The sequence below is a fragment of the Paenibacillus nanensis genome, from assembly GCF_003583765.1.
Taxonomy (GTDB): domain Bacteria; phylum Bacillota; class Bacilli; order Paenibacillales; family Paenibacillaceae; genus Pristimantibacillus; species Pristimantibacillus nanensis.
This window is the reverse complement of record NZ_QXQA01000004.1, coordinates 150,833-174,637: the sequence shown is the minus strand read 5'-3', so window position 1 is coordinate 174,637 and position 23,805 is coordinate 150,833. Positions and strand designations below refer to the sequence as shown.

Annotated in this window: 20 protein-coding genes; 2 read left to right on the top strand and 18 right to left on the bottom strand. The window is 53.9% G+C overall.

Features of this window, described 5'->3' with window-relative positions:
• Positions 1-15 precede the first annotated feature (15 nt).
• The 17 genes from D3P08_RS08960 to leuC form a co-directional block, all read right to left on the bottom strand.
• Positions 16-1,002, bottom strand: coding sequence for an ABC transporter permease (locus D3P08_RS08960; protein WP_119599169.1), 987 nt, complete (start codon positions 1,000-1,002; stop codon positions 16-18).
• Positions 995-1,930 carry an ABC transporter ATP-binding protein gene (locus D3P08_RS08955; protein WP_119599168.1) on the bottom strand — a complete coding sequence of 312 codons (936 nt, stop codon included), beginning with the start codon at positions 1,928-1,930 and terminating at the stop codon, positions 995-997. Before D3P08_RS08955 ends, D3P08_RS08960 begins: the two co-directional genes overlap by 8 nt.
• Before the next feature lie 28 nt (positions 1,931-1,958).
• On the bottom strand, positions 1,959-2,777 hold the full coding sequence (locus D3P08_RS08950; RefSeq protein ID WP_162848404.1) for a GDSL-type esterase/lipase family protein: 819 nt from the start codon (positions 2,775-2,777) through the stop codon (positions 1,959-1,961).
• A 134-nt stretch (positions 2,778-2,911) separates the two neighbouring features.
• Positions 2,912-4,102 carry a M14 family metallopeptidase gene (locus D3P08_RS08945; RefSeq protein WP_119599166.1) on the bottom strand — a complete coding sequence of 397 codons (1,191 nt, stop codon included), beginning with the start codon at positions 4,100-4,102 and terminating at the stop codon, positions 2,912-2,914.
• A 132-nt stretch (positions 4,103-4,234) separates the two neighbouring features.
• The gene (locus D3P08_RS08940; RefSeq protein ID WP_119599165.1) at positions 4,235-4,579 is read right to left on the bottom strand and encodes an MGMT family protein; all 345 of its coding nucleotides are present in this window, start codon (positions 4,577-4,579) and stop codon (positions 4,235-4,237) included.
• On the bottom strand, positions 4,579-4,854 hold the full coding sequence (locus D3P08_RS08935) for a YqkE family protein (RefSeq protein WP_119599164.1): 276 nt from the start codon (positions 4,852-4,854) through the stop codon (positions 4,579-4,581). Before D3P08_RS08935 ends, D3P08_RS08940 begins: the two co-directional genes overlap by 1 nt.
• A 15-nt stretch (positions 4,855-4,869) precedes the next feature.
• Positions 4,870-6,054 carry a formate-dependent phosphoribosylglycinamide formyltransferase gene (gene purT / locus D3P08_RS08930; RefSeq protein WP_119599163.1) on the bottom strand — a complete coding sequence of 395 codons (1,185 nt, stop codon included), beginning with the start codon at positions 6,052-6,054 and terminating at the stop codon, positions 4,870-4,872.
• A gap of 92 nt (positions 6,055-6,146) precedes the next feature.
• Positions 6,147-7,970: an ABC transporter ATP-binding protein gene (locus tag D3P08_RS08925; protein WP_119599162.1), complete on the bottom strand. Its 1,824-nt coding sequence runs from the start codon at positions 7,968-7,970 to the stop codon at positions 6,147-6,149.
• Positions 7,967-9,763, bottom strand: a complete 1,797-nt coding sequence (locus D3P08_RS08920; protein ID WP_119599161.1) for an ABC transporter ATP-binding protein — start codon at positions 9,761-9,763, stop codon at positions 7,967-7,969. Before D3P08_RS08920 ends, D3P08_RS08925 begins: the two co-directional genes overlap by 4 nt.
• Before the next feature lie 296 nt (positions 9,764-10,059).
• Positions 10,060-13,746 carry a dynamin family protein gene (locus D3P08_RS08915; RefSeq protein ID WP_119599160.1) on the bottom strand — a complete coding sequence of 1,229 codons (3,687 nt, stop codon included), beginning with the start codon at positions 13,744-13,746 and terminating at the stop codon, positions 10,060-10,062.
• A 12-nt stretch (positions 13,747-13,758) separates the two neighbouring features.
• A complete protein-coding gene (locus D3P08_RS08910; protein ID WP_119599159.1) occupies positions 13,759-14,031 on the bottom strand; it encodes an NAD/NADP transhydrogenase alpha subunit in 273 nt (90 codons plus the stop codon).
• A 5-nt stretch (positions 14,032-14,036) separates the two neighbouring features.
• Entirely contained in the window at positions 14,037-14,732 is a 696-nt protein-coding gene (nth, locus tag D3P08_RS08905) for an endonuclease III (protein ID WP_119599158.1), read from the bottom strand.
• A gap of 172 nt (positions 14,733-14,904) precedes the next feature.
• Entirely contained in the window at positions 14,905-16,983 is a 2,079-nt protein-coding gene (locus tag D3P08_RS08900) for an S-layer homology domain-containing protein (RefSeq protein WP_119599157.1), read from the bottom strand.
• A 45-nt stretch (positions 16,984-17,028) separates the two neighbouring features.
• Positions 17,029-17,610 (bottom strand): GerMN domain-containing protein, encoded by a 582-nt coding sequence (locus D3P08_RS08895; protein ID WP_162848403.1) that lies wholly within the window; start codon positions 17,608-17,610, stop codon positions 17,029-17,031.
• A gap of 17 nt (positions 17,611-17,627) precedes the next feature.
• On the bottom strand, positions 17,628-19,052 hold the full coding sequence (locus tag D3P08_RS08890) for an N-acetylmuramoyl-L-alanine amidase (RefSeq protein ID WP_162848402.1): 1,425 nt from the start codon (positions 19,050-19,052) through the stop codon (positions 17,628-17,630).
• Between the two features lie 186 nt (positions 19,053-19,238).
• The gene (leuD, locus tag D3P08_RS08885) at positions 19,239-19,838 is read right to left on the bottom strand and encodes a 3-isopropylmalate dehydratase small subunit (RefSeq protein WP_119599154.1); all 600 of its coding nucleotides are present in this window, start codon (positions 19,836-19,838) and stop codon (positions 19,239-19,241) included.
• Between the two features lie 34 nt (positions 19,839-19,872).
• Positions 19,873-21,288 carry a 3-isopropylmalate dehydratase large subunit gene (gene leuC, locus D3P08_RS08880; protein WP_119599153.1) on the bottom strand — a complete coding sequence of 472 codons (1,416 nt, stop codon included), beginning with the start codon at positions 21,286-21,288 and terminating at the stop codon, positions 19,873-19,875.
• 185 nt (positions 21,289-21,473) lie between these two features.
• Between leuC and D3P08_RS08875 the strand changes: the two genes are divergently transcribed.
• Entirely contained in the window at positions 21,474-22,370 is an 897-nt protein-coding gene (locus D3P08_RS08875) for a LysR family transcriptional regulator (RefSeq protein WP_119599152.1), read from the top strand.
• A gap of 5 nt (positions 22,371-22,375) precedes the next feature.
• Here the strand turns inward: D3P08_RS08875 and D3P08_RS08870 are convergent, their stop codons facing one another.
• On the bottom strand, positions 22,376-23,179 hold the full coding sequence (locus D3P08_RS08870; protein WP_119599151.1) for a carbon-nitrogen family hydrolase: 804 nt from the start codon (positions 23,177-23,179) through the stop codon (positions 22,376-22,378).
• Between the two features lie 125 nt (positions 23,180-23,304).
• Here D3P08_RS08870 and D3P08_RS08865 point away from each other — a divergent pair, with 125 nt between their 5' ends.
• On the top strand, positions 23,305-23,769 hold the full coding sequence (locus D3P08_RS08865; protein ID WP_119599150.1) for a hypothetical protein: 465 nt from the start codon (positions 23,305-23,307) through the stop codon (positions 23,767-23,769).
• The last annotated feature ends 36 nt before the right edge of the window (positions 23,770-23,805 follow it).

Sequence of the window (23,805 nt, the reverse complement as noted above, 5' to 3'; positions counted from 1 at the left end):
TATCTTCAAGCTATTTTAATTCAAGATGTCCCCTTTCGTAAAGACGCGGAACGCTACCCCTATCGCCGCCGCCCCCCAAACCGCGAGCACGCATGCGGAAAAAGGAAGCGTCATTCCTTCAATCGGCGGCGGGGTTCCGACCAAATAACCCGATAAATTCAAATTGACGGAAAATAAATATTTTGCGGTCGTCCAAGCGGAGGACATCGACGACAAGATCGAGCCGGCGATGACCGCGGCCATCATCGACACCATGCTTGCGGCAGTGCTGCGAAGAAGGACGCTTGTCATCAGTCCGAGCGCCGCGACGGTCATCGCCGAATACCAGCTGAGCCCCGCCTGCATCAGCAGGAAACGCCACTGAGGCACAGCATAGACTGACGCGCTGTCTACCGACGATCCCTCTATTTTGAAGCCTGCGAGCACCGGAGCCGACCATCCCCCGTAACCAAATACGAAGCCGGATATAAGGTAACACAAGATGACCGTCGCCGCAATGGTCAGCGATACATAAAGCGCAAGCGCGAGCAGTTTGCTCAGCAGTACCTTCCAACGCTTCACGGGCCTTGTCAGCAGCATTTTGATCGTGCCGCCCGTACGCTCTCCCGAGACGATATCGGAGCCGATCGCCAGCACCAGCATCGGAATAAACAGCGTAACGGAGTTGCCTAAAAATTCTCGGGTAAATTGAACTCCGCTCGGTTCGCTTGGGTTGATATCATGATCTAAGTAATACTGCAGCTGCTGCACGGCAATCCGCCTGCCGCGTTTCCACTCCTCCGGAATCCGATCGCTGGCCAATGTGTTTTCGATATCCGCAATTTGCTGCAAAATCCTGTTGCGCCAATCGGGAAAATGCTCCGCGTTTGTTTGGGCGAGCTTATGCTCCGCATAAGTAAAGATCGGAATTATGATCAGCAGAATAAGAATTATGACATAAAATCGTTTTTTCAGCCAGAGCTTCACGATTTCATTCTGAGTTAAAGCGAACAGCTTAAGCAATCGTATCACGCTCCGTCATCGCCAGGAACATCTCCTCCAGCGTCGTTTCCGCTCTATGAACGGCGTGGACGGGAATACCGTGCTCCACCAGCCTGCGAACGGTTTCCGGGATAAGCTCCTCCCGCATAGCCGTTACAATCGGACCGCAGGCATCATCGGCTGATTCCGTACCGGCTAGCACCTTAATCCGGTTATCGCTCGAAAGCAGCTTCACTCCGGCATCGCGGCTTCCCAGCACCCAATGCACATGCCCGGCGGCTTGCTTTATGAGCTCATCGATCTTCCCCGACGCAATCACTTTCCCTTGATCGATAATGATGACGCGGTCGCATAGCATTTGCACCTCGCTGAGCAGATGACTGGAGATGAGCAAGCTTAAACCATCGGATGCCAGTTGACGGATAAACGATCTTAACTCCTTAATCCCCTTCGGATCAAGTCCGTTCGTGGGCTCGTCCAGAATTAGCAGCTTCGGCCGGCCAAGCAAAGCTTGCGCGATGCCAAGCCGCTGCCGCATGCCAAGCGAATACGTCTTGACCTTGTCGTGTATCCGGTCTTCCAGCTGGACGATTTCCGTTACTTCCCGAATCCGCGCCTCATCGGCATGATCAAGCATTTGGGCGAAATGCTCGAGATTTTGCCAACCGCTCATAAAGCTGTACATTTCCGGATTTTCAACGATACAGCCGACGTATCGAAGCGCCTTCTCCGGCTCCTTCGCCACATGATGCCCGCAGATGACGACCTTGCCTGATGTAGGCTTGATCAAATCGACAAGCATGCGGATCGTCGTTGTTTTACCGGCGCCGTTCGGACCAAGAAAGCCGACAATTTCGCCTTCGCCGATTTCGAAGCTGACATGATCGACGATCGATCTGCCCTTTATATGTTTACACAATTGACGAACGGCAAGCACAGGCTCGTTCATAGCCTTCACCTCCTATACATGGATTCGATTACAGCGAGTCAAGCATCCGCTCCGCGATCCGCTCATACCCTGCTTCATTCGGATGGAAATGATCCGAAGACAGATAGTCGAGGACGCGGAATTCAAACAGATCGAATGTCGGCACCATCAGCATTTGAGGATGGCGAAAAAGCTCGCTGTACGCAGCCCTGTTCCAGTCCTGAAGCTTTGCGCTTGCGCCGCGGAGCTCCTCCAGCTCGAAAAACGGATTATACAAGCCCATATAAACAACGGAGGCATTCGGATTTAATGCGTTCAGCCGTTCCACAACCCGCTTGAACCGTTCCAGCGCTTCATCCAAGTCGCCGGCGAGCTCGTCGATCGCTGCCTCATTCAGTTCCCTTCCGTTTAGGCTTGCATATGCGGATAAAAACAAATCGTTCCCTCCGATGCTAAAAACGATCAAATTCGCGCCTTTTACGGCGTATTGATAGCCTTCATCGCGTTCCAGACGTTCGGCGAGCTCCTGCGCGGTCATACCATTTATGGCCAAATTGCCCAGCAGCTTGACCGGTTTGTTATAACGCTTGCTTAAGCCGTCCGCCACTCTCCTGACATAGCCTTGACCCGTCGCATCGCCCGTTCCTTTCGTTAAAGAATCGCCTAACGCGAGCAATCGGATTTCTTCAGCCTCTCGGTACGGAACAAGGCTGCCGGCATCCGCCGCATTCCCGGTCTCCTCCGGCTTCTGTTCCGCAGCCGCAGGCGCAGCCATATCTATGGCGACGAAGCATAATCCGGCTATCATAAAGGCCGTCGCGAGGAGCGAACCGGCTGCCAGCGCGATACCTATTTTCCGATTCGTCATCTCACTCATTTCACCTCAGTTGTTACCATGGTTTGCATTTCCACGCCGCCTTATGCCCTCCAGGTAAAAAAAGGACGCGCATGCACGCGCGTCCCGCTTCTTCCACCCAAAGTCAAATGTCATCGGGATGGCGGTTACATATAAAGCGCCGCGAGCATAATGCCCAAAGCGGCGTCGTACATCCTGCCGAACTGGGAGAGCGGCAGCGGGTTCTGGCCGAGCCCCAGCTCAATCGTAAAGCCCGGTCTGCGCCAATCCTGAATAAACCAATCCTTGTAACCCGCCGTGCTCTCTATAAATCTTTCGGAGCTGTAGCCGCTCACGCGCGCGAATTCGCTGGCCAGCACTTCGGATTCAGGCGGCTCGAGTCCTTCGAAGCCCCAGTAGAATACCTCGCCTTGCGTATGGAAGGCAAGCACGCGGTCGAAATCTCTCTCCCGCGTCAAAGCGGCCAGATGCTGCACCTCCGGCTCGGTCAACGGCGCTGCTCCGGAATAGTCGCGAGGCGAAGGCTCCTGCGGGCCAATAACCGCGTCGCGCTCCCATAACGCCGGGAACTGTTTATTCAGATCAACGCCTCTAATGTTCGCCTTCCAGCCGCTAAAATCGCCGCTTCCCCCGTTGATAGCCAGCGCGTTCATTCCGTATGGCTCTTCAGCAGGCGGGCCGCTGATCACGAGATTGACGCCGTCCGGATTGAGCATCGGAACGATGGAAAGCGAGGTTTGCAAATATTGCGGATACATCGGCACACCTCGAATGTCCGCGCTGTTTGTAAGCGCCAGCGCATATTCGTTCATAAACCGCATAAGCACGGGCGTCGTGATCCACTCGTTGGCGTGGATCGCAGCGTTAAAATGGATAGATTTCGGACCGATGCCGATCTGAACCTCCGGGATTTCTTTTCCCATTACGCTGCGTCCGATGGAGGAACGTCTTAAAAACGGATAAACCGACTGAAGCGTTGCAAGATCTTCTCGCAGCGCGGCGTACGTATATTCTCTTTGCGGTTGAATAATGGGTCCGGTAATGCGAATCGGAACGCGTATCACCTGGCCAATCTGCAGCGCGTTCGCCGCGAGACCCGGATTCGTCTGCAGCAGCAGCTCCGTCGATATCCCGTTTTGGACCGCTATTCTCCATAAGGAATCGCCTCGCTGAATCGTATAGTTCGACCAGACAAAACCCGGAATCTGCACCGACTGGCCGATTACGAGCGCATTCGGATCCGTCCCGGGATTGGAATCGATAATCAATTGGAACGGAATGCCGAACAGCACGCTGTACCGCCAGAACGAGTCTCCACTCCTTACCGTGACTTGCATCTTGCCGCCTCCTTTGCCCTTCTCCGGCAAGGGCTTCTCATTATACACGCATTGCTGTATTGTATGGGCGAAAAGGCAGGTCGGTGAACAGCAGAAAGAGGAGCATGCTTTAATTCGAAGCATGCTCCCCATCTATTCCCCCTGCGTATGCGGAACGGGGTGGTATTGATACCGCTCTAGATGAACCTTTCTGCCAGCCGTCACCTCTACGCCTTCGGACTGTAGCAGAAAGGCTTGAAGCTCGGCCAGCTCATCCTGCAAATCCGGCAGCTCTCCCTTGGCATTAATGACTCGATGCCAGGGAAGCCGATGCTTTTTGCTCATCGCATGAAGGATCCGTACGACTTGTCTCGCCCCTCTGGGACTTCCGGCCAGTCTTGCGATTTGCCCGTAGGTCATCACCTTGCCCTCCGGAATCGCTTGAATGACGGTTAGCACAGCTTGGGTGAAAGGCGTCAACCCGCTGGTTTGCGACATTATTTATACTTGCTCCAGTTCTTGTCGCTGTTCTCGAGCAAATAAGCGAAGTCGTTCTCCAGACGCTTCTGTTCCTGCTTCTTCGCTTCTTCCTCCTGCTTCCGCAGCTGCTCTTTGCGCGCCGCCTCCGCCTGCTTCATTTCCTCCGCCTGCGCTTTCAGCTTGCTGATCGTATCCGCGCCAAGCAAATCCTTCAGCGTCGCCCCCTGCGGCTCAGACGCCTTCTCCTTGACGGCAGGCCGGTCTTGCGATCTTCTTCTGTCTTTCTTCGCCATGCTGTTAACCCTCGCTTATTCGTTATCGTACTTTATATGCAGCGCTTCAGCCGCGGCACGGGCCCTAGCCCGAGCGGTTTCCGTATCAGCTGCGGTGCTGAGGGCTACCGCCATCCGTCTGCCGACCTTCGTCTCCGGCTTGCCGAAGACGCGAACTTGCGAATTCGGAACGGCCAAAGCCTCCTCCATACCGCCAATGCGGAAAGCCTTAGATTCCCGGTCCGCCTTCAGCGTATGCGATGCGCCAGGCGTGAGCAATCGAATGCTTGGAATCGGGAAGCCCAATATGGCCCGGATATGAAGCGCGAACTCCGAAAGATCCTGCGTAGCCATCGTCACCATGCCCGTATCATGCGGACGCGGTGAAACTTCGCTGAACAAAACCCCGTCATTCGTCAGGAACAGCTCCACGCCGTAGATGCCGTAGCCGCCAAGCTCATTCGTTATTTTAAGCGCGATAGCCTCCGCCTCCCGAATTTGCTCCTCGGTCATAGCATGCGGCTGCCAAGACTCTATATAGTCCCCATCCTTCTGAACATGTCCGATCGGAGCGCAGTAGCTAGTTCCGGATATGGAACGGACGGTAAGCAGCGTAATTTCGGATTCGAATGTAATAAAGCCTTCGACGATTATGCGGCTTTTTTTGGCCCGGCCGCCTTCCATCGCGTAATTCCAGCATTCCTCCAGCTCCGCTTCGGATTTGCAGACGCTCTGCCCTTTGCCGGAGGAGCTCATAATCGGCTTAATGACGCATGGATATCCAAGCGCCTGAGCCGCTTCCCTTAGTTCTTCCAATGTATCTGCGAACCGGTATGGCGCTGTCGGCAAACCTAGCGTCTCCGCCGCCAGCCTGCGGATCCCTTCCCTGTCCATCGTCAGCCTTGCGGCGCGCGCGGTAGGGATGACGCGATGCCCTTCGGTCTCCAGCGCAAGCAGCGTCTCCGTAGCGATGGCTTCGATCTCTGGAACGATGTAGTCCGGCTTTTCTTCTTCAATGATTCGGCGAATCGCATCGCCGTCCAGCATATCCGCCACATAGCTGCGATGGGCGACCTGCATTGCCGGCGCGTTCGCGTACCGGTCGACAGCTACCGTCTCAACGCCGAGTCTTTGTGCCTCCATGACGACTTCTTTGCCCAATTCTCCTGAACCGAGCAGCAAAACTTTCCGAGCTCTGGTCGATAACGGTGCTCCATACATGACAAAAAAGAACCTCCTGGAAGATGACCGCTCATGCGGCAACATTTTTCTTCCATTGTGGAGGTTCTTTCATCAAAAATCAATATATTCTCCTATAAGAACCGATATTGCGCTTCGATTAATCCGTTGTAGACGCCTTTCTTCGCGATCAGCGCTTCGTGGTTGCCCTGCTCCACGATTCTGCCGTGGTCGAGCACGATAATTTCATCCGCGTTCCGGATCGTGGACAGCCGATGCGCAATCATAAACGACGTCCGGCCTTTCAGCAGCACCTTCAGCGCTTCTTGAATTTTCAGCTCGGTCTCTGTGTCAATACTAGCCGTCGCTTCATCCAATATTAAGATGCGGGGATCGGCAAGCAGAGCGCGAGCGAAGGAAAGCAGCTGGCGCTGACCCATCGACAAGACGTTGCCCCGCTCCTCCACCTGCGTGTCGTATCCGTCCGGCAGCGACATGATGAAGTCATGCGCATGAACGGCTTGGGCGGCTTTCACGATGTCCTCGTCCGTCGCGTCAAGCCGGCCATATCGGATGTTATCCCGAATGGAGCCTGCAAATATAAACGTATCCTGCATGACAAGGCCAACCTGCGAGCGAAGGCTCTCGATGGTGACATCGCGGATATCGATGCCGTCGATAAGCACTTTTCCCTGCACCGGATCGTAAAAGCGGCAGAGCAGATTAATAATCGTACTTTTGCCGGAGCCCGTATGGCCGACGAGCGCGATCGACTGGCCCGCTTTGACATCGATACTGATGCCTTTAAGAGCCGGTCTATCCTTCTCGTATTCAAACACAATGTTATCGAACGTCACATCGCCTTTAATGGCGGGAAGCTGCCTAGCATGCTGCGCTTCGCCGACTGTCGGCTGCTCGTCGATAAATTCGAATATCCGCTCCGACGATGCCATGGCGATCAGCAGCTGCGAATACATTTGGCCCAGCCGGTTGATCGGCTCCCAGAAGTTGCCGATATAGTTCGCATAAGCGACAAGCAAACCGACCGTCAGTACGTCGTTCTGAATGAGTATCGCTCCGTACCAAAACAGTATACAGGTACCGATAGCCGACGTTACCTCGATAATCGGACCGAACGCCTGGTTGAGCGCCGACGCTTTGTTCCACGACTTGATATTGTCCGTGTTCATATGATTGAAGAAGGCCATATTGTCCTTCTCTTGAGCGTAGGCTTGCGTCACCTTCATGCCTTGAATACTTTCGTTCAAATGCGCGTTAATCCGCGACTGCTTCATCCGGACATCCTGCCAAGCGAAGCGGATCTTCTTGCGAAGGGACGTCGAAACCAAAAACATGACCGGCACGGTAATCATAACCGCGAGGCCAAGTTTGACGTTAAGCCCCAGCAAAATAATGACGATACCGACAAGCTGAATGCAGTCCATCAGTAGGTTGACGACCCCGTTCGTGAACAGATCCTGCAAAGCGTTGACGTCATTTGTGACCCGAACGAGAACGGATCCGGCCGGACGCTTATCGTAAAACCGGAAGCTCAGCTTCTGAATATGCTCGAACAGATGCTTGCGCAGATCGTAAATGACCTTCTGTCCGATAATGCTCGTATATTTGATCCGATAGTTGTTGGACGCCCACTGTACCGCGTACAGGGCAAGCATGCCGGCACCCGTCAGCACAAGCGAGGTGACGTTACCCGAGCCCTTGTCGGGATCGAGAATATGGTCAATGACATAGATCATCAAAAACGGGTTCGTCAGGCGTGTCAGCGTTCCGATCATCATCATGAGGATAACCGGCATCAGCTGCCTGCGGTAAGGCCGCATATACGTATAAAGACGGCGCAGCTGCGACCAGTTAAACGGCTTTTCTATCGCGTCGTCATCCTGATAGACAAACCGTTCGTTGCGGCTCCGTCCTTTTGCGGTTGCGTTTGCGCTCATTGTACGATACTCCTTCTCCGTTCGTTAATATCCGTTACGTTAGCCGTGTTTTTATCGCCCGCCGGGAAATCCGCATATTGAATGTTATACGTTTCACGGTACGGTCCGGGCATCGCGATCAGTTCCGCATGCGTGCCGCGTTGCACGATATGGCCTTTATCCAGCACGATAATTTCGTCGGCATGGCGCAATGAAGAGATGCGGTGCGCAATAATAAACGTCGTGCGGCCCGCCATCAGCTCCTTGAAGCCGGCCTGGATCTCGTGCTCCGTCTCCATATCGACCGCGCTTGTCGCGTCGTCCAGAATGAGGATGCGAGGATTTTTGATGAGCGCGCGGGCGATCGCGATCCGCTGTTTTTGTCCGCCGGACAAGCCCATGCCTCTTTCGCCGACGACGGTGTCGTAGCCGAGCGGCAGCTCCATTATGAAATCATGCGCTTTCGCCAGCTGCGCTGCGTATTCGATTTCCTCCTGCGTGACATCTCGGACGCCGTACGCGATATTGTCGCGGATCGAAGCGGAGAACAAGAAGGTTTCCTGGAATACCGGCGCGATCTGGCGGCGAAGCGATTCCACGTCAATCTGGCGGATATCGACCCCGTCAAGGGAGATTGTCCCTTGCTTCACGTTGTAGGCGCGCATAAGCAGCTGAATGATGGTCGACTTGCCTGCGCCCGTCGCGCCCAGCAAACCGATCACCGAGCCGGCCGGCGCGTCGATGTTGATATCGGTTAACGCCGCCGATTTGTCCGGATAGTTGAATGTCACATGTTCGAAACGAACATGCCCCTTCACGTCCTCGGGACTGAGAACAATCGCTTTATCCGCGCTTTTTACATGGATATGCTCGTTCAGCAGTCCAAGCACGCGCTCCCCGGACGCTTTGAATTGCGTGTAGTTGTTAATATGGAAGCCAAGACCCCACATCGGGCCGATAATGTACCAAATTAAGCTGAAAAAAGCGACGAATTCACCGAGCTGCAGCGAATTGTTTATCACCATCATACCGCCTGCGATAAGCAAGATTACGGCGCTCATGTTGGCGGTGAGTTCCATCGCCGGGAAGAACTTAGCCCATAGGCTCGCCGCTCCGATTTGATTTTTTTGATAAGCTTCGTTGCGGACGGAAAATTTCGTCACTTCATGCTTTTCGCGTGCGAACGACTTCACCGTGCGAACTCCTGTAATGTTCTCCTGCACCGCGGTAGTCAGGTTGCTCATCGCCTGCCGCATTTCCCGGAAAGCCGGGTGAATCCGCTTCTCGAAGCGTACCGCGAGGAAAGCGAGAACGGGAATGGTGATGAGTGTAATCAGGGTAAGCTGCCAGTGGATGGACAGCATCATCGCTCCGCCGAACGCTACCATCAGCACCATGTTCAAAATTTGCGCAAACCCGAAGCCGATGAAGTTTCGAATGGCCTCCAGGTCGGCTGTGAGACGGGACATCAAATCGCCTGTTTTGGCCTTGTCATAATATTGAAAGGATAAGGTCTGCAGCTTATCATACAGCGCGTTGCGCAGCCGGTAAGCGACTCTGTTGCCCAGCCGGCCGCCGAAAAAGCCGTGCAGAAACTGGTTAAGCGCTTTAAAAGAAATGACGCTGACAACAATCAGCGCGAGCTGCGGCACGAGCTCAAAGTTTTTCGGGCGAACCACATCGTCAATGAGATAACGCAGCAGGTTCGGATACACCAAGCCTAGCGCCGTTGCGCACATCAGAAAAAAAATCGACGCGATCAAATACTTCCTTTCTGGAAAATAAAAGGCTTTCAATTGCCTTAATACGTCCACCGAAACCCATCTCCCCGTCTCTTTATTTTAAGTATGAATGAATATTATCAGCATCGGTTTAGGGTAGCAAAGTCGATAATGTTGCGAATTGTGAGGTTTAGCACCTTTTGCCACCGATTGATGAACCCGAAACCAATTTTGCTCCTAAATCGTCGAAAATCGTTACCAATATGTGCGTATTACTCCGTTTTTGCACATATGCACACAAAAAATAAAAAATGCTTTTACCAGGTGAAACAACCCTGGTAAAAGCATTGAGCGATAAATGCGATGAAAAAGGCATCGATTCTAAACAATTAGAGATGAGACAGCGCGTCATGAAGTCTTATTAATTCCTCAAGCTCCGCGCTGTCCGTAAGCGAATTTCTTCTGCCTTCGGCATAAGCCGTAACGTCCTGCATGAATCGGTTGCCGGCTGCTTCGGAGGCTTCCTTCCATACTTTCTCGTAATGCGCCAGCCAGCTTTCCGAAACGTCACCCGACCACTGCTGCATCGCCGGAAAAACGAAGGTTTCCAGATCCTTGCGCAGCGCGGCCTTACCGTCCCCTTCGAAAAACTGCCGCGGCGATTTGAAGCGGCTCCACAGCCACTTGACGTCGATTCCGCCGGCCTCCCATTCCTGAGATTGCGCAGGCGCCGGCAGCTCGGCCGCCTCGTACGGCAAAGGCGAATAACCGTGTACCGCTTCGGCAGCGAAGCCTCCGCACGCGTCGAACAGCTTCTTTAGCGAATCATGCGCGGCGCGCTCGAGCCGGAGGGTCGTAGCAAGCAGCTCCTGCGACAGCTCGCGCTGCAAGAGACGCTGCAGCTCCAGCCAAGCGGTCCATATTACCCGTTTCAAATCGCGGCCGTCATCCTGAAGCGCGGATGGATTAAACGCAAAATTGTAAAAATCGCCGAACCGGAATTGCACGCGCTGCACGACGTAATAAAGCAGTTCCTTCACTTCCTGCTTAAAGCCTTCGGGCAGACGGCTGAGCGTCATCGTATCGAGCTCTTGCCGCACCGACTGAACGGCCAGCGTCAACCGCTTAAGCTCGCTCTCTCTGTCGCTTGCTTCGCCCTCGGCTCCCTTCAGCCAGTTCGCAACCGTTCCGATGGTCCGGTTCAGCTCCTGCTCGGCGGAATCCGCCGCAAGTCTGCCTAGATCGTTCTGAATAAAGGATAAGAACTCCTCTTCGAACGCAAGCAGCCGGGACCGCTTCAGCAGGCCTTCATTGCCGTCCATTTTGCCGTCGAGCGCCTCAATGCTAGAGACAGGGAAAAGGCGCGGCGAACGGATCGAATGCTGCAGCAGATTGCTTTCAACGTGCGCGAGCACGCCTTGAAGCTCGTTTTCATCCGCGGCTAAATCGGCCGCATTGACGATGAAAAACATTTTGTCCAGCTCGAATTGATCCTTCACTCTTCCCAGCTGATCCAGGAACTGCCGGTCGGCCTGAGAGAAGGCATGATTGTAATAGGTAACAAAAAGGACGGCATCTGCGTTCTTAATATAATTAAAGGCGACGCCTGTATGTCTGGCGTTAACGGAATCGGCGCCCGGCGTATCAACGAGCACGATGCCTTCCGCGGTCAGCGGGCAGTCATAATGGAAGTCGATCTCGCTTACGAAGCAGGATCGCGATTCCTCCGCCACGTAACGGGAGTATTCGTCTCCGTTAACCTTCAGCTCTTGGCCGAGCAGCGGCTCATGGCGCTCCCATCCTGTGCGCGCGGCGCGCAAGAAGCTGTAATGCGGCCGGCCGCCGGCGCCGATCGCCCCGGGCGTCAGGCGGTCGATTGCTTTCATGATGGAAGCCGCGTCGGGAAGCTGATCCTCGCTTGCGTTTTCTCCAAGCAGCGCCAGCGAATACCGCAAATCGGCGATAATCGCTTCTCTGCTTTTCATCACGACGCGGGCTTCGGCATGCGCATATTGATCCGTCGGCGGCATCAGCCGGTTAATGGCGGCTGTCGTCGGATTCGGCGACACCGGCAGCACCGCCTCACCGATTAAAGCGTTGGCCAGCGACGACTTGCCTGCGCTGAACGCGCCGAACAGCGCCACCGTAAATTGGCTGCTTTGCAGCCTGTTCGCCTTCTGGCGCATCGATTCGGCTGCGCTCCGCAGCGACGCGTGCGTTGACAGCAGCTCCGCCGCGCTTATGAGCTTGGCGGCCGCCGCCTTTTGCGCGGACAAGGCGGAGCCGCCATTGCGGCCGGCCAATGCCGATTTCCGGGCTGCGGTCAGCTCGGACGCGGCGGCAACTTGCTTGCTGGTTGGAGCCGTTTGCGCAGATGTCGTTGGCCCGACCGGAGCTGCCGTGCCTTCATCCCCCGCGCTTTCGGCGGACGAGCCGGCGCTAGCGGAAGGAGCAGGCAATACCGGCGTATTGACGGGAGCAGGCAGAGCGGATCGAAGCTCCTTTGCCTGCTGATCGAGCGAGGCGCGCATGCTTTCAAGCTTCGTGAGAGATCCGGCCTGTTCGCGAAGCGAAGCAAGCTTCTTCTCCACCTGTGCGGTTTCAGCCGCGCCAGCCTCGGCCGCGAAGTCCGCCAATTCATTGATCACTTCGAGGGCGCGCTGACGGTACAGGCTCTTTATATCCGCTGACAGCTCGCGGCAATAGGTCATCGTATACTCATTGCCCATTACCGCCCCCTGCTTGACTCTTCCCGTAAGCCAAGCCTCATCAGGCAGCCAAGCGACGGCTTCCGCCATTCGCTTCTCTAGCTGTTCGTTATCGAAGGAAACGGCTTCCGCCGCCTTCCTGAGCAGCTGCTTGACGTGCCAATCGATTGCAGCGTTCACGAGACTCCCCAGCTCTTCCCGGAATACGTCCAGCCTTCGGGCTTGTTCGGCCGCCGTCTTCGCGCCCGAGAACAAAAGTCCGGTCTTAAAGCCGGGCTTCCGGCTCTCCAGGAAGGAATGGGCCAAATCCCGAAGCGCGGCCGGCGTAATATTGGCATTATCCAGAATGGACTGCAGCTCCCGGAGAAGTCCCGCCCGATAGCTCTCCCGCTTGGACGCAAGGTCCGCCAGCTGCCCGGAGAGACTCGCGATCTCCTGCTTCAAGCCTGCGGCCGCCTCCTCGCCGCCGGCTTCTGCTAACAGTCTCTCTCTCTCCGGCTCCTGCATATCCTCCCGCCATTTCAAGTGGGCCTCCGCCAAATGGCGCAGCGACGCGTCCACGCTATAGGCGCATAGCTTCTCGCGCATCTCAGCCAGCGCGCCAAACAATTGAAGCAGCTTCTCCCATTCATGATGCGGATGCTGCGGCTGGCGCAACGACAAATAAACGATTCCCGCCGGCTCCAAATGCCAGGCTTGAAACGCTTCCTCCACACTTCTTCGATAGTCGGGGAAGCTTAGCTCCCGATCGCGGTGCTTATCAATTTGATTGACAATAAAATATAAGGGCTTACCCCAATCCTTCAGCTCTTTGGCGAATGCAAAGTTGATCTCGGATTGGACGTGATTATAATCCATTACATAAAAGACGACATCGGCCAAATGAAGAGCCGACTCTGTCGCCATCCGATGCGCATCATCCGTCGAGTCGATGCCCGGCGTATCGAGAAGCACGATATGATCGCCTAGCAGCTCGCTCGGGTACACGATGGAAACGGATGTATATTGTTCGCCGTCTGTACAATATTGACTCAACTGATCAATCGGCACTTCGGCTTGCACCGTCTGCCCGGTTCCCGTTACCTTCTCGACCTCTGCGTACGCTCTATCGCCCCCTCGGATCGAAACGACATTTGCGCTTGTAGGGATCGGACTGGACGGAAGCAGATCAGCGCCGCATAACCGATTGACGAGCGTCGATTTGCCCGCGGAAAAATGTCCGCATAAAGCGACAGTAAGCCGACCTTCGGTCAGCTTACTGCTTAGCTCTCCCGCTTGTCTTGCGCGGGTATGATCGCCTGAACCGGCCATCGCAGCGGCTGCGTTCTTCAAAGCCTCCGCTATGCCTTGTACTGTCGTTACTGTCATGACCAAACGCTCCTATACGGCTTCTACTTCGCCTGAAGGCAAGCAAATTTCAAAGACGTTGCCATGCTGAAGGATCATAATATTGCGCTCCTTCTCTTTCATCACAACAACTTCCGGCTTCGAGCGCATACGATCGATATATTGGTCCGGCACTTCGCCCGAGCCGCTTACCGTAACGCCTTCAATCACGATGTCCTCATTCTCTTCCGGCGGAGATTCCAATACTTGCTCGTAAATATCGGAAAACAATTCAAAGTTGTTGGTATAGACGGAAATGCACTTCATGTTCATCATCCTTCATTGGCTATTTTTGTTGTTCTGCCCTTATTTTTGGTCTTAACCGCCGGCTTCATACGCCGCTGGCCTTCCTTGCATACATCCAGAAGCGGACAAATCGGGCACTGCGGGCTTTGCGCTTTGCAGTGGTAACGTCCGAAAAAGATTAGCCGGTGATGCGTCAGCGTCCATTCGTCTCTAGGAACCAGCTTCATCAGCTTTTGCTCCACGGCGAGCACGGTATCGTCGGGCTTTGCGATACCAAGACGCTTGGATACGCGTTCCACATGCGTATCGACCGCAATCGCAGGAACGCCGAACGCGTTCGACATAACAACATTCGCGGTCTTGCGCCCAACCCCGGGAAGCTCGGTTAAGCCTTCGTGAGTTTCAGGAACTTCTCCCTCGTATTTATCGATCAAAATGCGGCACAGCTTTTGTATATTGGATGCCTTGCTGCGGAACAGGCCGATTCGCCTAATATCCTGCTCCAGCTCTTCCAGCGGTACGGCCAAATAATCATGAGGTGTCTTATATTTCTGAAACAGGCTCGCCGTTACTTTGTTCACCGTCTCGTCTGTACATTGAGCTGATAGCAGCACCGCGATCGTGAGCTCAAAAGGATTCTCGTGATTCAGCTCGCAATGCGCGTCCGGGAACATCTCCGCTATGATATCCAATATATGATGCATTTTCTGCTTCGCATTCATCGTAAACCAAAGCCTCCACTCTACACTATCGTTCAAAGTGTAGCGAAATTTGTCACGGTACGCAACAATAAATCCTCTTTTTGTATGAAAAAAACTGCCCCGTAGGGCAGTTTTTCACAAAACGTTCCTGCTTTTTCAATCTTGAAACGATAATTTAAGAAATGAAACCGTTTTATCCGTTTAGCTGTACCTTAACCGCAGAGCTGCCGACATACGACACCTCGACCGAGGTACCCGCTTTGAGTGACGACACCGTGCCTTTCGTTCCGTTCGCCAACAAAATCTCAACATTGTTAAGCGAAATCTCCTGCGTCAGGTTCGTGGACGTTTTCACCTTCAAGATGTTTTTGGTCGTATCAATGGAAGTCACCGTATATTTCGCTGCGGAATGCACGCGAATCAAGGAAGCCTCGAACTTCGCCGGATTCAAGTTCAGCGTTACGACATCGCCAGGGTCGATATCAAGATGGTTGGCTAGCGGACGTCCGGCGAGCTCGATTAAAGTGGCGGTATACGGCAGAGTAATCGTCGAGCCGTTCGCGAGAAGGGTGATCGTTTTCAGCTTCGTATCGATGGCCGTCACGCTGCCCGAAAGCAGGTTGCTGAAGCTTACGGAAACGATGAGGTTATCCGTATAACGCACCGTCGCATAGTAGTTTTGGCTAATAAGGGAAATCGCGGTATTCAGGTCAATCGACGAGCCCGTATAATCGAATGCGGATTTGTCCGTCAGCTTCAACGAGAACGGTTCGCCGTTCAGATCGACGACCGTCATAAATTTATATTTTCCGTCATACTGGGTAATTCGGGCGCCCATCATAACATCGATTTCGCGGTTCGTTACTTTGACAGCCGTTACTTGATCGTTGGCGTTTAGCGTCAGCTCGACCGTATCTTCGCTCTTAATCAGATCTTCGAAGCCCGGTTTTTCAAGTCCTTTGATCTCGATCGTTGCGCCCGGCGCAACGTCCTTCGATACCAGACTGCCGTCCGAAGTCCGGACCGTAATAATGTTCTTATCGCCCGATTGGAATGTTCCGGCAATCATTGTCGCCGTAGGAGCCGTTGCCGCAACAATACGAATCGCGGTCGGCGTTTCGCGGAACGTATCCTGCACGATAGTCAGATTCGCATTGGCCTTCAAGTCCAAGATCGAAAGTGCTTTGCCGTTTGCATCTTCAATGACGAGACCCGCCTCGTATGGAATTTCAACCGGTTTATCGTTCACCCAAATATAAATCGTGCTTTCCGCCGCATTATAGCGCGCGAAAGTGCCTGAGATGGTCTCGGTATGTTGCTTGTCGCCCTGCACTTCTACATACAGCGCCTTGCCGTCCTTCGCGATAACCGTTGCATCGCCGAATTCCAGCAGCTGGTCCTTCGTGGCCGGCTTTTCGGAGTTGTAGTGGAAGTACAGCGTGCCCGCATCCAGCGTATAGGTCGTTTCCTTCCCGTCACTGTAAAGGGTGAGTGAAGTATCCGTCAAGTTGGAGACGACGCCCGATACTTGGCCTTCGTACTCCATCGGGAAGCTGGACTGCGCTCTGCTGAGCAGAGTCGCCAGGCTTGCCCGCGTAACCGCCTTGTCCGGCGCAAACGTCGTTTCCGTCATCCCTTTCACAAGGCCTAGCTGAACCGCAGCATTGACGTAGCCCTTATAACGGGTGTCAATATCTCCAGCATCCTCGAAATGCGATTCCGAATTTTGCAGTTGATCCGCAGCGGACTTCTGTCCGATTGCTCGGATAATCAGCTTCGTAACCCACTCGCGGCTTGCGGGCTTCGTCCCCCATGTGTTTTGGGTATCCGCCGCAGCCAGCGCATATTCTTCCTCGCGGTCCAACAAACCTTCCGTAAAAGCTAACTCTATGTATGCCTTAAAAAACTCGCTCACGACAAATTTTTGATCGAACACGATAATCGCGTCGTCATCGGCTTGATCGACGAGCCCTGCAAAACGAAGCGCCATCAGCACCGCTTCCTGCTGGGATACGCTTTTCTCCGGCTTAAACGTCGATGTGCCGTCAGCCGCATTTTTGTAACCGTCGATTACCCCTTGCAAATACAGCTTCGCAATATGTTTCTCCGCCCAATGGCCGGCGTTTACGTCCGTAAACGGCGAAGCAGCCGAAGCCAACGTTTCCGCCTTCACTTCGATAGGCGACGACAATACGGCCGCTCCGCTGCCGGTTGCCAGCGACACCACGATCGCTCCGGTCATAATCTTTCTCCAATTCAATTCCATTGGCATCGTCGATAACTCCTCTATTGGATAAATTATGATATGATGCAGCCTTTATCTTACATACGGGTGCTCAAGCTCAACATGCCCCATCATGCTTTCAACCGCTTCTCCTGCTACCAGCACCTCGATACCTTCTACGAAAGAAAACTGGAATAACGTGCTCTTCAGCGTTTCAACCATTTGAAGCTCTCCCGGCGCGCCAAGCCGCGCTTCGTCCGGGATATGAACATCAATGGTTACGATACCGTCCTTCAGCTTCGTAGACAGCAGATGCACACCCTTCCACATGGAAATGCTGCCGTCGCCGTCTTTCCGCAGCTCGGCCAAAGCGCTTTCCACCAGCTCCAAGTCCGTGCCCTTGACGACGGAAACCTTCCGCTCCACGATATTTTCCAGCTCTTCATCCGAACCGAATACGCGGATTTCAACCGTCTCAGCCGGCTTCTCCGCTTCTGAAGATGTTTCGTCGGAAGTACCGTTCCCCGCAGTGCCGGCAGCCGAGGAAGGCGAGGGCGAGACCGCTCCCCCTCCGCTGCTCTGACTCGGATTGTCTTGGGCACCGCATCCGGTTAAGGCAGACGCGAGGATGATTGACGCAAGCCATACTTGAAAGCTGTGACCGGATTTATGCATTGGCATTTCCCCGCTTTCTACTTCAATTTCAAATAGCCTTTAATCCCATTTGCAACTTCAGCAGCAAATCTTTCTTGTACACTTTTGTCATACAGTGCTTTGGCGTCTCCCGAATTGGACAAGTATCCCGCTTCGATGAGAACCGCCGGCATCGTCGTTTCCTTAATGACTTTGTAGGCCGCCTTCCGGACGCTGCGGTCCCTTAGGCCGGTGCCCTTCACGACGTATTTGTGAAGGAAGTCCGCTAACGGCTTGCTGTCCTCGCGATAATAATAGGTTTCGGAACCGCTTACGCTTGTATTGTCGTAGCTGTTGGCATGAATGGATATAAAAAGATCGGCTTTTACATTCTCAGCGAATTTAATGCGGTCTGCGAGCTCCAGGAACGTGTCATCCGAACGCGTCATATGTACGCGGATACGCTTGTCCTTCTCCAAAGCGGCTTTCAGCGCCAGCGCAGCGCTTAAATTGAACTCTTTCTCCCAGCGGTTCAACGATTTGCTGAATGCGCCCGGATCCTTTGCTCCATGTCCGGCATCGATTACAACGTCGTATACAGCAGTCGGCTCCTCAGGCGTTTCGGCGGGCGTCTCAGGAACAGGCACTTCACTTGCAGGCATAAGCGCAATTTGATAAGCGCCCTCTGTCTCTGACAGCACGTACCCGGTATTATCGCCGATTTGGATTACCAGTCTAGCGACAAGCGGATCAGCGCTGAATTGAGCGTACTTGTAATACGTCAATAACGGGTTGTCCGAAACTTGGACCACCGTTTCGCCTTTCATCGGCGGCAGGAACGCCGTATTCGGGAAGTCGAATACAAGCCGCTTCGGCGATTCCAGCAATAACGGTTCGTTCGGCTTCTGGACATCGGTATGCGCAATCGTAATGACAGATTGCTCGTTCATGGTGATGCCCGTGATGTAGCCGGCTGGCAAGGATTGCTCGGAATCCGGATTCTCCGATCCGTCGGCCTGTTCGTCCGGGGTACTCGGCTCTGTCGATTCCGGAGGAGCGGAGTACATATACACGACTCGTTCCGTTCCGTCCCATTCGAATGTTAAACCTAGCAGCTCCCCGACGAGCCTGACCGGCACCATCGTTCTCGAGTCAATCAGTTTCGGCTTTGTCGTAGTCTCCATTATGACGTCATTTACTTTTATCATCGCTTCGCCGATTACAAGCTCGATAACGGTGCTGTCCTTTTTGACGGTCACTTTTTTAGCGCTTTGCTCCCATTCCACTTCGTAGCCGAGCCCTTCCGACAAAATCGCGAGCGGCACAAGCGTAGAGCCGTTCTCGATTTTCGGAGGAACGTCCGAAGCGAGCTGCTTGCCGTCCAACATTAATTTGGGAGGCGGCGGGGCAGCGGCATGTCCGACTGAAGCGAACATGGTGAACAACAAGGACATTAACAACATAATGGATACAGACTTCTTCATTTCCCACCTCGATGACTGAATTGCCCTCATCGAATGTGTCCATTCGACAGCCAGGACAACAATATAGACGCATCGTGTCGGAAAAAGTTGCGGGGAGCAAACTTAAACTTCTTTTGCCGAAATAAGAAGAAAAAAAGAGGACCGCCTCCGATTCGTGCCGAGGTGTCCTCTTCAATCGCTAGTTATTTAACCGAGACGAGCGGCATGCTTTTGCTCATATGCGGCGATTTTGTCTTCATGCTGAAGCGTAAGTCCGATGTCGTCCAGACCCAGCAGCAGGAATTGACGGCGATGCTCGTCAAGATCGAAGCTTAAGCTTAAGCCGTATTCGTCCGAAATCGACTTCTTCTCAAGATCGACGGTCAGCTTGTAGCCGTCATGCTTGGCCGTGCGCTGGAACAGGTCTTCTACCTGCTCTTCGCTCAGCTTGATCGGCAGAATGCCGTTCTTGAAGCAGTTGTTATAGAAAATGTCCGCGAACGACGGCGCGATAATGACTTTGAAGCCATAGTCCAGAATCGCCCACGGCGCATGCTCGCGGGAGGAGCCGCAGCCGAAATTCGCTCTCGAGATGAGAACCGAAGCGCCTTGATAACGCGGTTTGTTCGGCTCAAACTCCGCATTGACTTCTCCATTCTCATGGAAGCGCCATTCGAAGAATAGAAATTGGCCGAAGCCGCTGCGCTCGATGCGCTTCAAAAATTGTTTTGGAATAATGGCGTCCGTATCTACGTTAACCCGGTCTACCGGGGCTACAATACCTGTCAGTTGTTTAAATGGTTCCATGTTCGGTTATTCCCCTCTCCTGCGCTTTAGATGCTTAGTTCAGCACTTCCGTCTTAATTTCCCAATCACGAACGTCGGTGAAGCGGCCTTTGATCGCCGCAGCGGCGGCCATAGCCGGCGACACGAGATGCGTTCTGCCTCCGCGGCCTTGGCGTCCTTCGAAGTTCCGGTTCGACGTCGATGCGCAGCGCTCGCCCGGCTTCAGCACGTCCGGGTTCATCGCCAGACACATGGAGCAGCCAGCGTCGCGCCATTCGAAGCCCGCTTCGATGAAGATTTTATCGAGGCCTTCCTTCTCCGCTTGAATCTTTACGCGTCCCGAGCCGGGAACGACGATTGCCGTTACTTTGTCGCTGACCTTGTAGCCTTTTGCGATTTCGGCCGCTGCGCGCAGGTCCTCGATCCGTCCGTTCGTGCAGGAACCGATGAACACATAATCGATTTCGATATCCGTCATTGGCGTGCCCGGCTTCAGATCCATGTACTCAAGCGCCTTCTCAGCCGCTTTGCGTTCGTTCTCGGTCGGAAGATCGGCAGGATTAGGCACCTTGGACGTAATATCCGTACCCATGCCCGGGCTTGTGCCCCAAGTCACTTGCGGAATGAGGGAGTCTACGTCGAATTCAACGACCGTATCGTACGCTGCGCCTTCATCCGTCGTCAGCTGCGACCATGCCGCTACCGCTTCTTCGAAGTTAGCCGGCGCGTACTGGCGGCCGCGCAAATAATTGAACGTCGTTTCGTCCGGGGCGATCAGACCTGCGCGCGCGCCCGCTTCGATCGACATGTTGCAGACGGTCATGCGCTCTTCCATCGAAAGGCTCTTAATCGCCTCGCCTGTATACTCGATAACGTAGCCTGTCGCGAAATCCGTACCGTACTTGGCGATAACGCCAAGAATCATGTCCTTCGCCGTAACGCCCGGCTTGCGTTTGCCGTTGAAGCGCACTTCCATCGTTTTTGCTTTGGATTGCTGCAAGCATTGCGTCGCTAGCACATGCTCGACTTCGCTTGTGCCGATACCGAAGGCCAGCGCGCCGAAAGCGCCGTGCGTGGACGTGTGGCTGTCGCCGCAAACGATCGTTTTGCCGGGATGCGTGAGTCCAAGCTCTGGGCCCATGACGTGTACAACGCCTTGATCCAGGCTGTCCAGATCGTAAAGCGTGACGCCGAAGTCTTTACAGTTCTGCGTCAGCGTGTCGATCTGCTGCTTGGAGATCGGATCCGTAATATTGAAACGGTCCTTCGTCGGCACGTTGTGGTCCATCGTCGCAAACGTCAGATCCGGACGGCGCACTTTGCGTCCAGACAACCGCAGACCTTCAAATGCTTGCGGTGACGTTACTTCGTGCACGAGGTGCAAATCGATATAAATAACGCTAGGTTTGCCTTCCTCTTGATGAATGACGTGATTTTCCCAAATTTTTTCGAACATAGTCTTTTTCGCCATTATGATCACCCCATAAGTTCATGATTGCTAGCCGTTAATAAACTTCTAAATTAATTGACCCTATCATACCATGTCTTTCTTCATTGATCTAAGATATAATATCTATAAGGACTATAGATAACAACTATAACGCACCAGGCATACGCCAACCATACATTAGATATTGGAAGGAGTCGCTCATTTTTATGGAATTGAGACAGCTTAATTATGTCATCCAGATCGCCAATGAAAAAAATTTCTCCAGAGCCGCGGATAAATTGCATATCGCGCAGCCGTCCCTCAGCCAGCAGCTTTCGAAGCTGGAGCAAGAGCTAGGGGTCCTGCTGTTCCGGCGAACAACCAATTCCGTGGAGCTTACGCAGGCGGGACAAGTGTTTGTGGAGAAATCCCAATCGATTCTGGACGCGGTGGAGCAGCTTAAGCAGGAGATGGACGATATGGCGCAAATGCGGAGAGGCCGCCTCGTCGTCGGCACGCTCCCGATCACAGGCTCGCACGTGCTTCCGCTCGTATTGCCGGCCTTCGGGGCGCAATATCCGCAGATCGAGGTTATTCTAGTTGAAGAAACAACCGCAAAGCTGGAGCAGCTGACAGCCAGCGGCGGAACGGATCTCAGCCTGCTGTCCCTGCCGCTGATCGACAGCTCGCTCGCTTATCAGCCCTATTTGGAGGAGCAAATCTGCCTTGCCGTGCCGCCTCAGCATCCACTTGCTTCGCGCAAGGACGCGGTCGCGATCGAGGAGCTGAAGGAGGAGCCGTTTATCGGGCTCAAGCGCGGCCAAGGCTTCCGTCAAATTACAGTCGAGCTCTGCGAGGACGCCGGCTTTTCGCCGCAAATCGTGTTCGAGAGCAGCAACATCGAGACGGTGCAGTCGCTCGTTGCCGGAGGAATGGGCATCGCATTCGTGCCTCAAATGCTTACCCGGGCCGGCGGCTCCGAATTTACGCCCGTCTATCTGAAGCTGCAATCGAACCCGACCCGAACGCTCGTGATTGCGAGCCGCAAAGGGCGTTACTTGTCGAAAGCGGCGCAGGCGTTCATCGAAACGCTGAACGAAACGATAAACGTTTACCGGGAATAGAATCGTTAGTTGAGCTTATATAAATTCGGTCTTCGGTCTTCAAATACCGGAATGCGGGAGCGCACTTCATCCACCAGCGCAAGGTCGATCTCGGCCGTAAGTATCGTCTCTTCCTCTCCCGCTTCCGCTACAATTTCTCCCCACGGGTCGATCACGAGAGAATGGCCGAAAAAGCTTGTCTCGCCGCTTACGCCCATTCGATTGCACGCGACCACGTACATTTGATTCTCGATTGCCCTCGCAGTAAGAAGCGTCCGCCAATGATGCAGCCGCGGATTCGGCCATTCGGCAGGCACGAACAGCAGCTTGGCGCCGTCAAGCGCAAGCGTGCGCGTCAATTCCGGGAACCGGATGTCGTAACAAATCATCATGCCGGCCTGTTCGCCTTCGATTAGAAGACGTCCTGGCTCACGCCCCGCCTTCAAATATTTCTCCTCATCCATCAATCGGAATAGATGAATCTTGGAATAATCGCCGATGCGGTTGCCCTCCCGGTCGAACGCGTAAATCGTGTTATACACGCCGTCTTCCTTGCGCTCCGCGATGGAGCCCCCTATGACGTTAACGCCATGCTTACGGCTGAATGCCGACAAAAAGGCGATCGTCTCTTCCCCGTTCCGGTCCGCCAGCTTGTCGATTTCGTCCAGCGCGTAGCCGGTATTCCACAATTCCGGAAACAAGATCACATCCGGCTTCTGGCCGCCGCCAACCGCCTCTTGCAGCATCGCTTCCAATTTCGCTTTATTATGAGCCGGATGCCCCGCATCGATCGGCATTTGCAGCAGAGCCAGTCGCAATTTCTTCTTCATAACGGCGTAGCCTCCCAACTTCGGTTTATTTCCCTAATGATACCTTCTCATGGTTCACTGTCAAGATGGGTAACTTAACAACAAAGCCCGCTAACAGGGACTACCGGAAAAGGAGTTTTTCTATCATGATGACAAAACGTATCGCCCGATTGTTGCTCGTGTTCATGTCAGCCTTTCTAGCCGCCGGACTATTCCATACGCCCGTTCATGCGGCAAGCAGCTCGGAGCAGCCGTTAAGACCTGTGCAAGTTTTTGACGTAGAGGCCGGTAAAGTGGTCAAAACGATACCGAACGACGCAGCCTTTCAAAAAATGGCTGCCTCATGGACAAAATCGATAACCGGACTTGCTCCCCAGCTGTCGCCGGATCAAGCCTGCAGCTACGTTTACCGCGTTCCCCTCGCAAAGCCCGCAACCGTCAAAGCCGGCCATATTTCCGTCACGACAAGCGATTTGTTCCTGTTTTATTGTAAAGAGCAGCCGCCCGTGCTTCTTGCATTCGACGCCGAGCGCAGACCGTTCTTGTTCCTGTTCAAAGCCGACATCGCTCCATTTATTAAGAAAGTCGGCCTTCCCGCCAGCGTCGGCTAATGCCGTCGTCTCAGGAATTGCTTCAATTCCATGTTC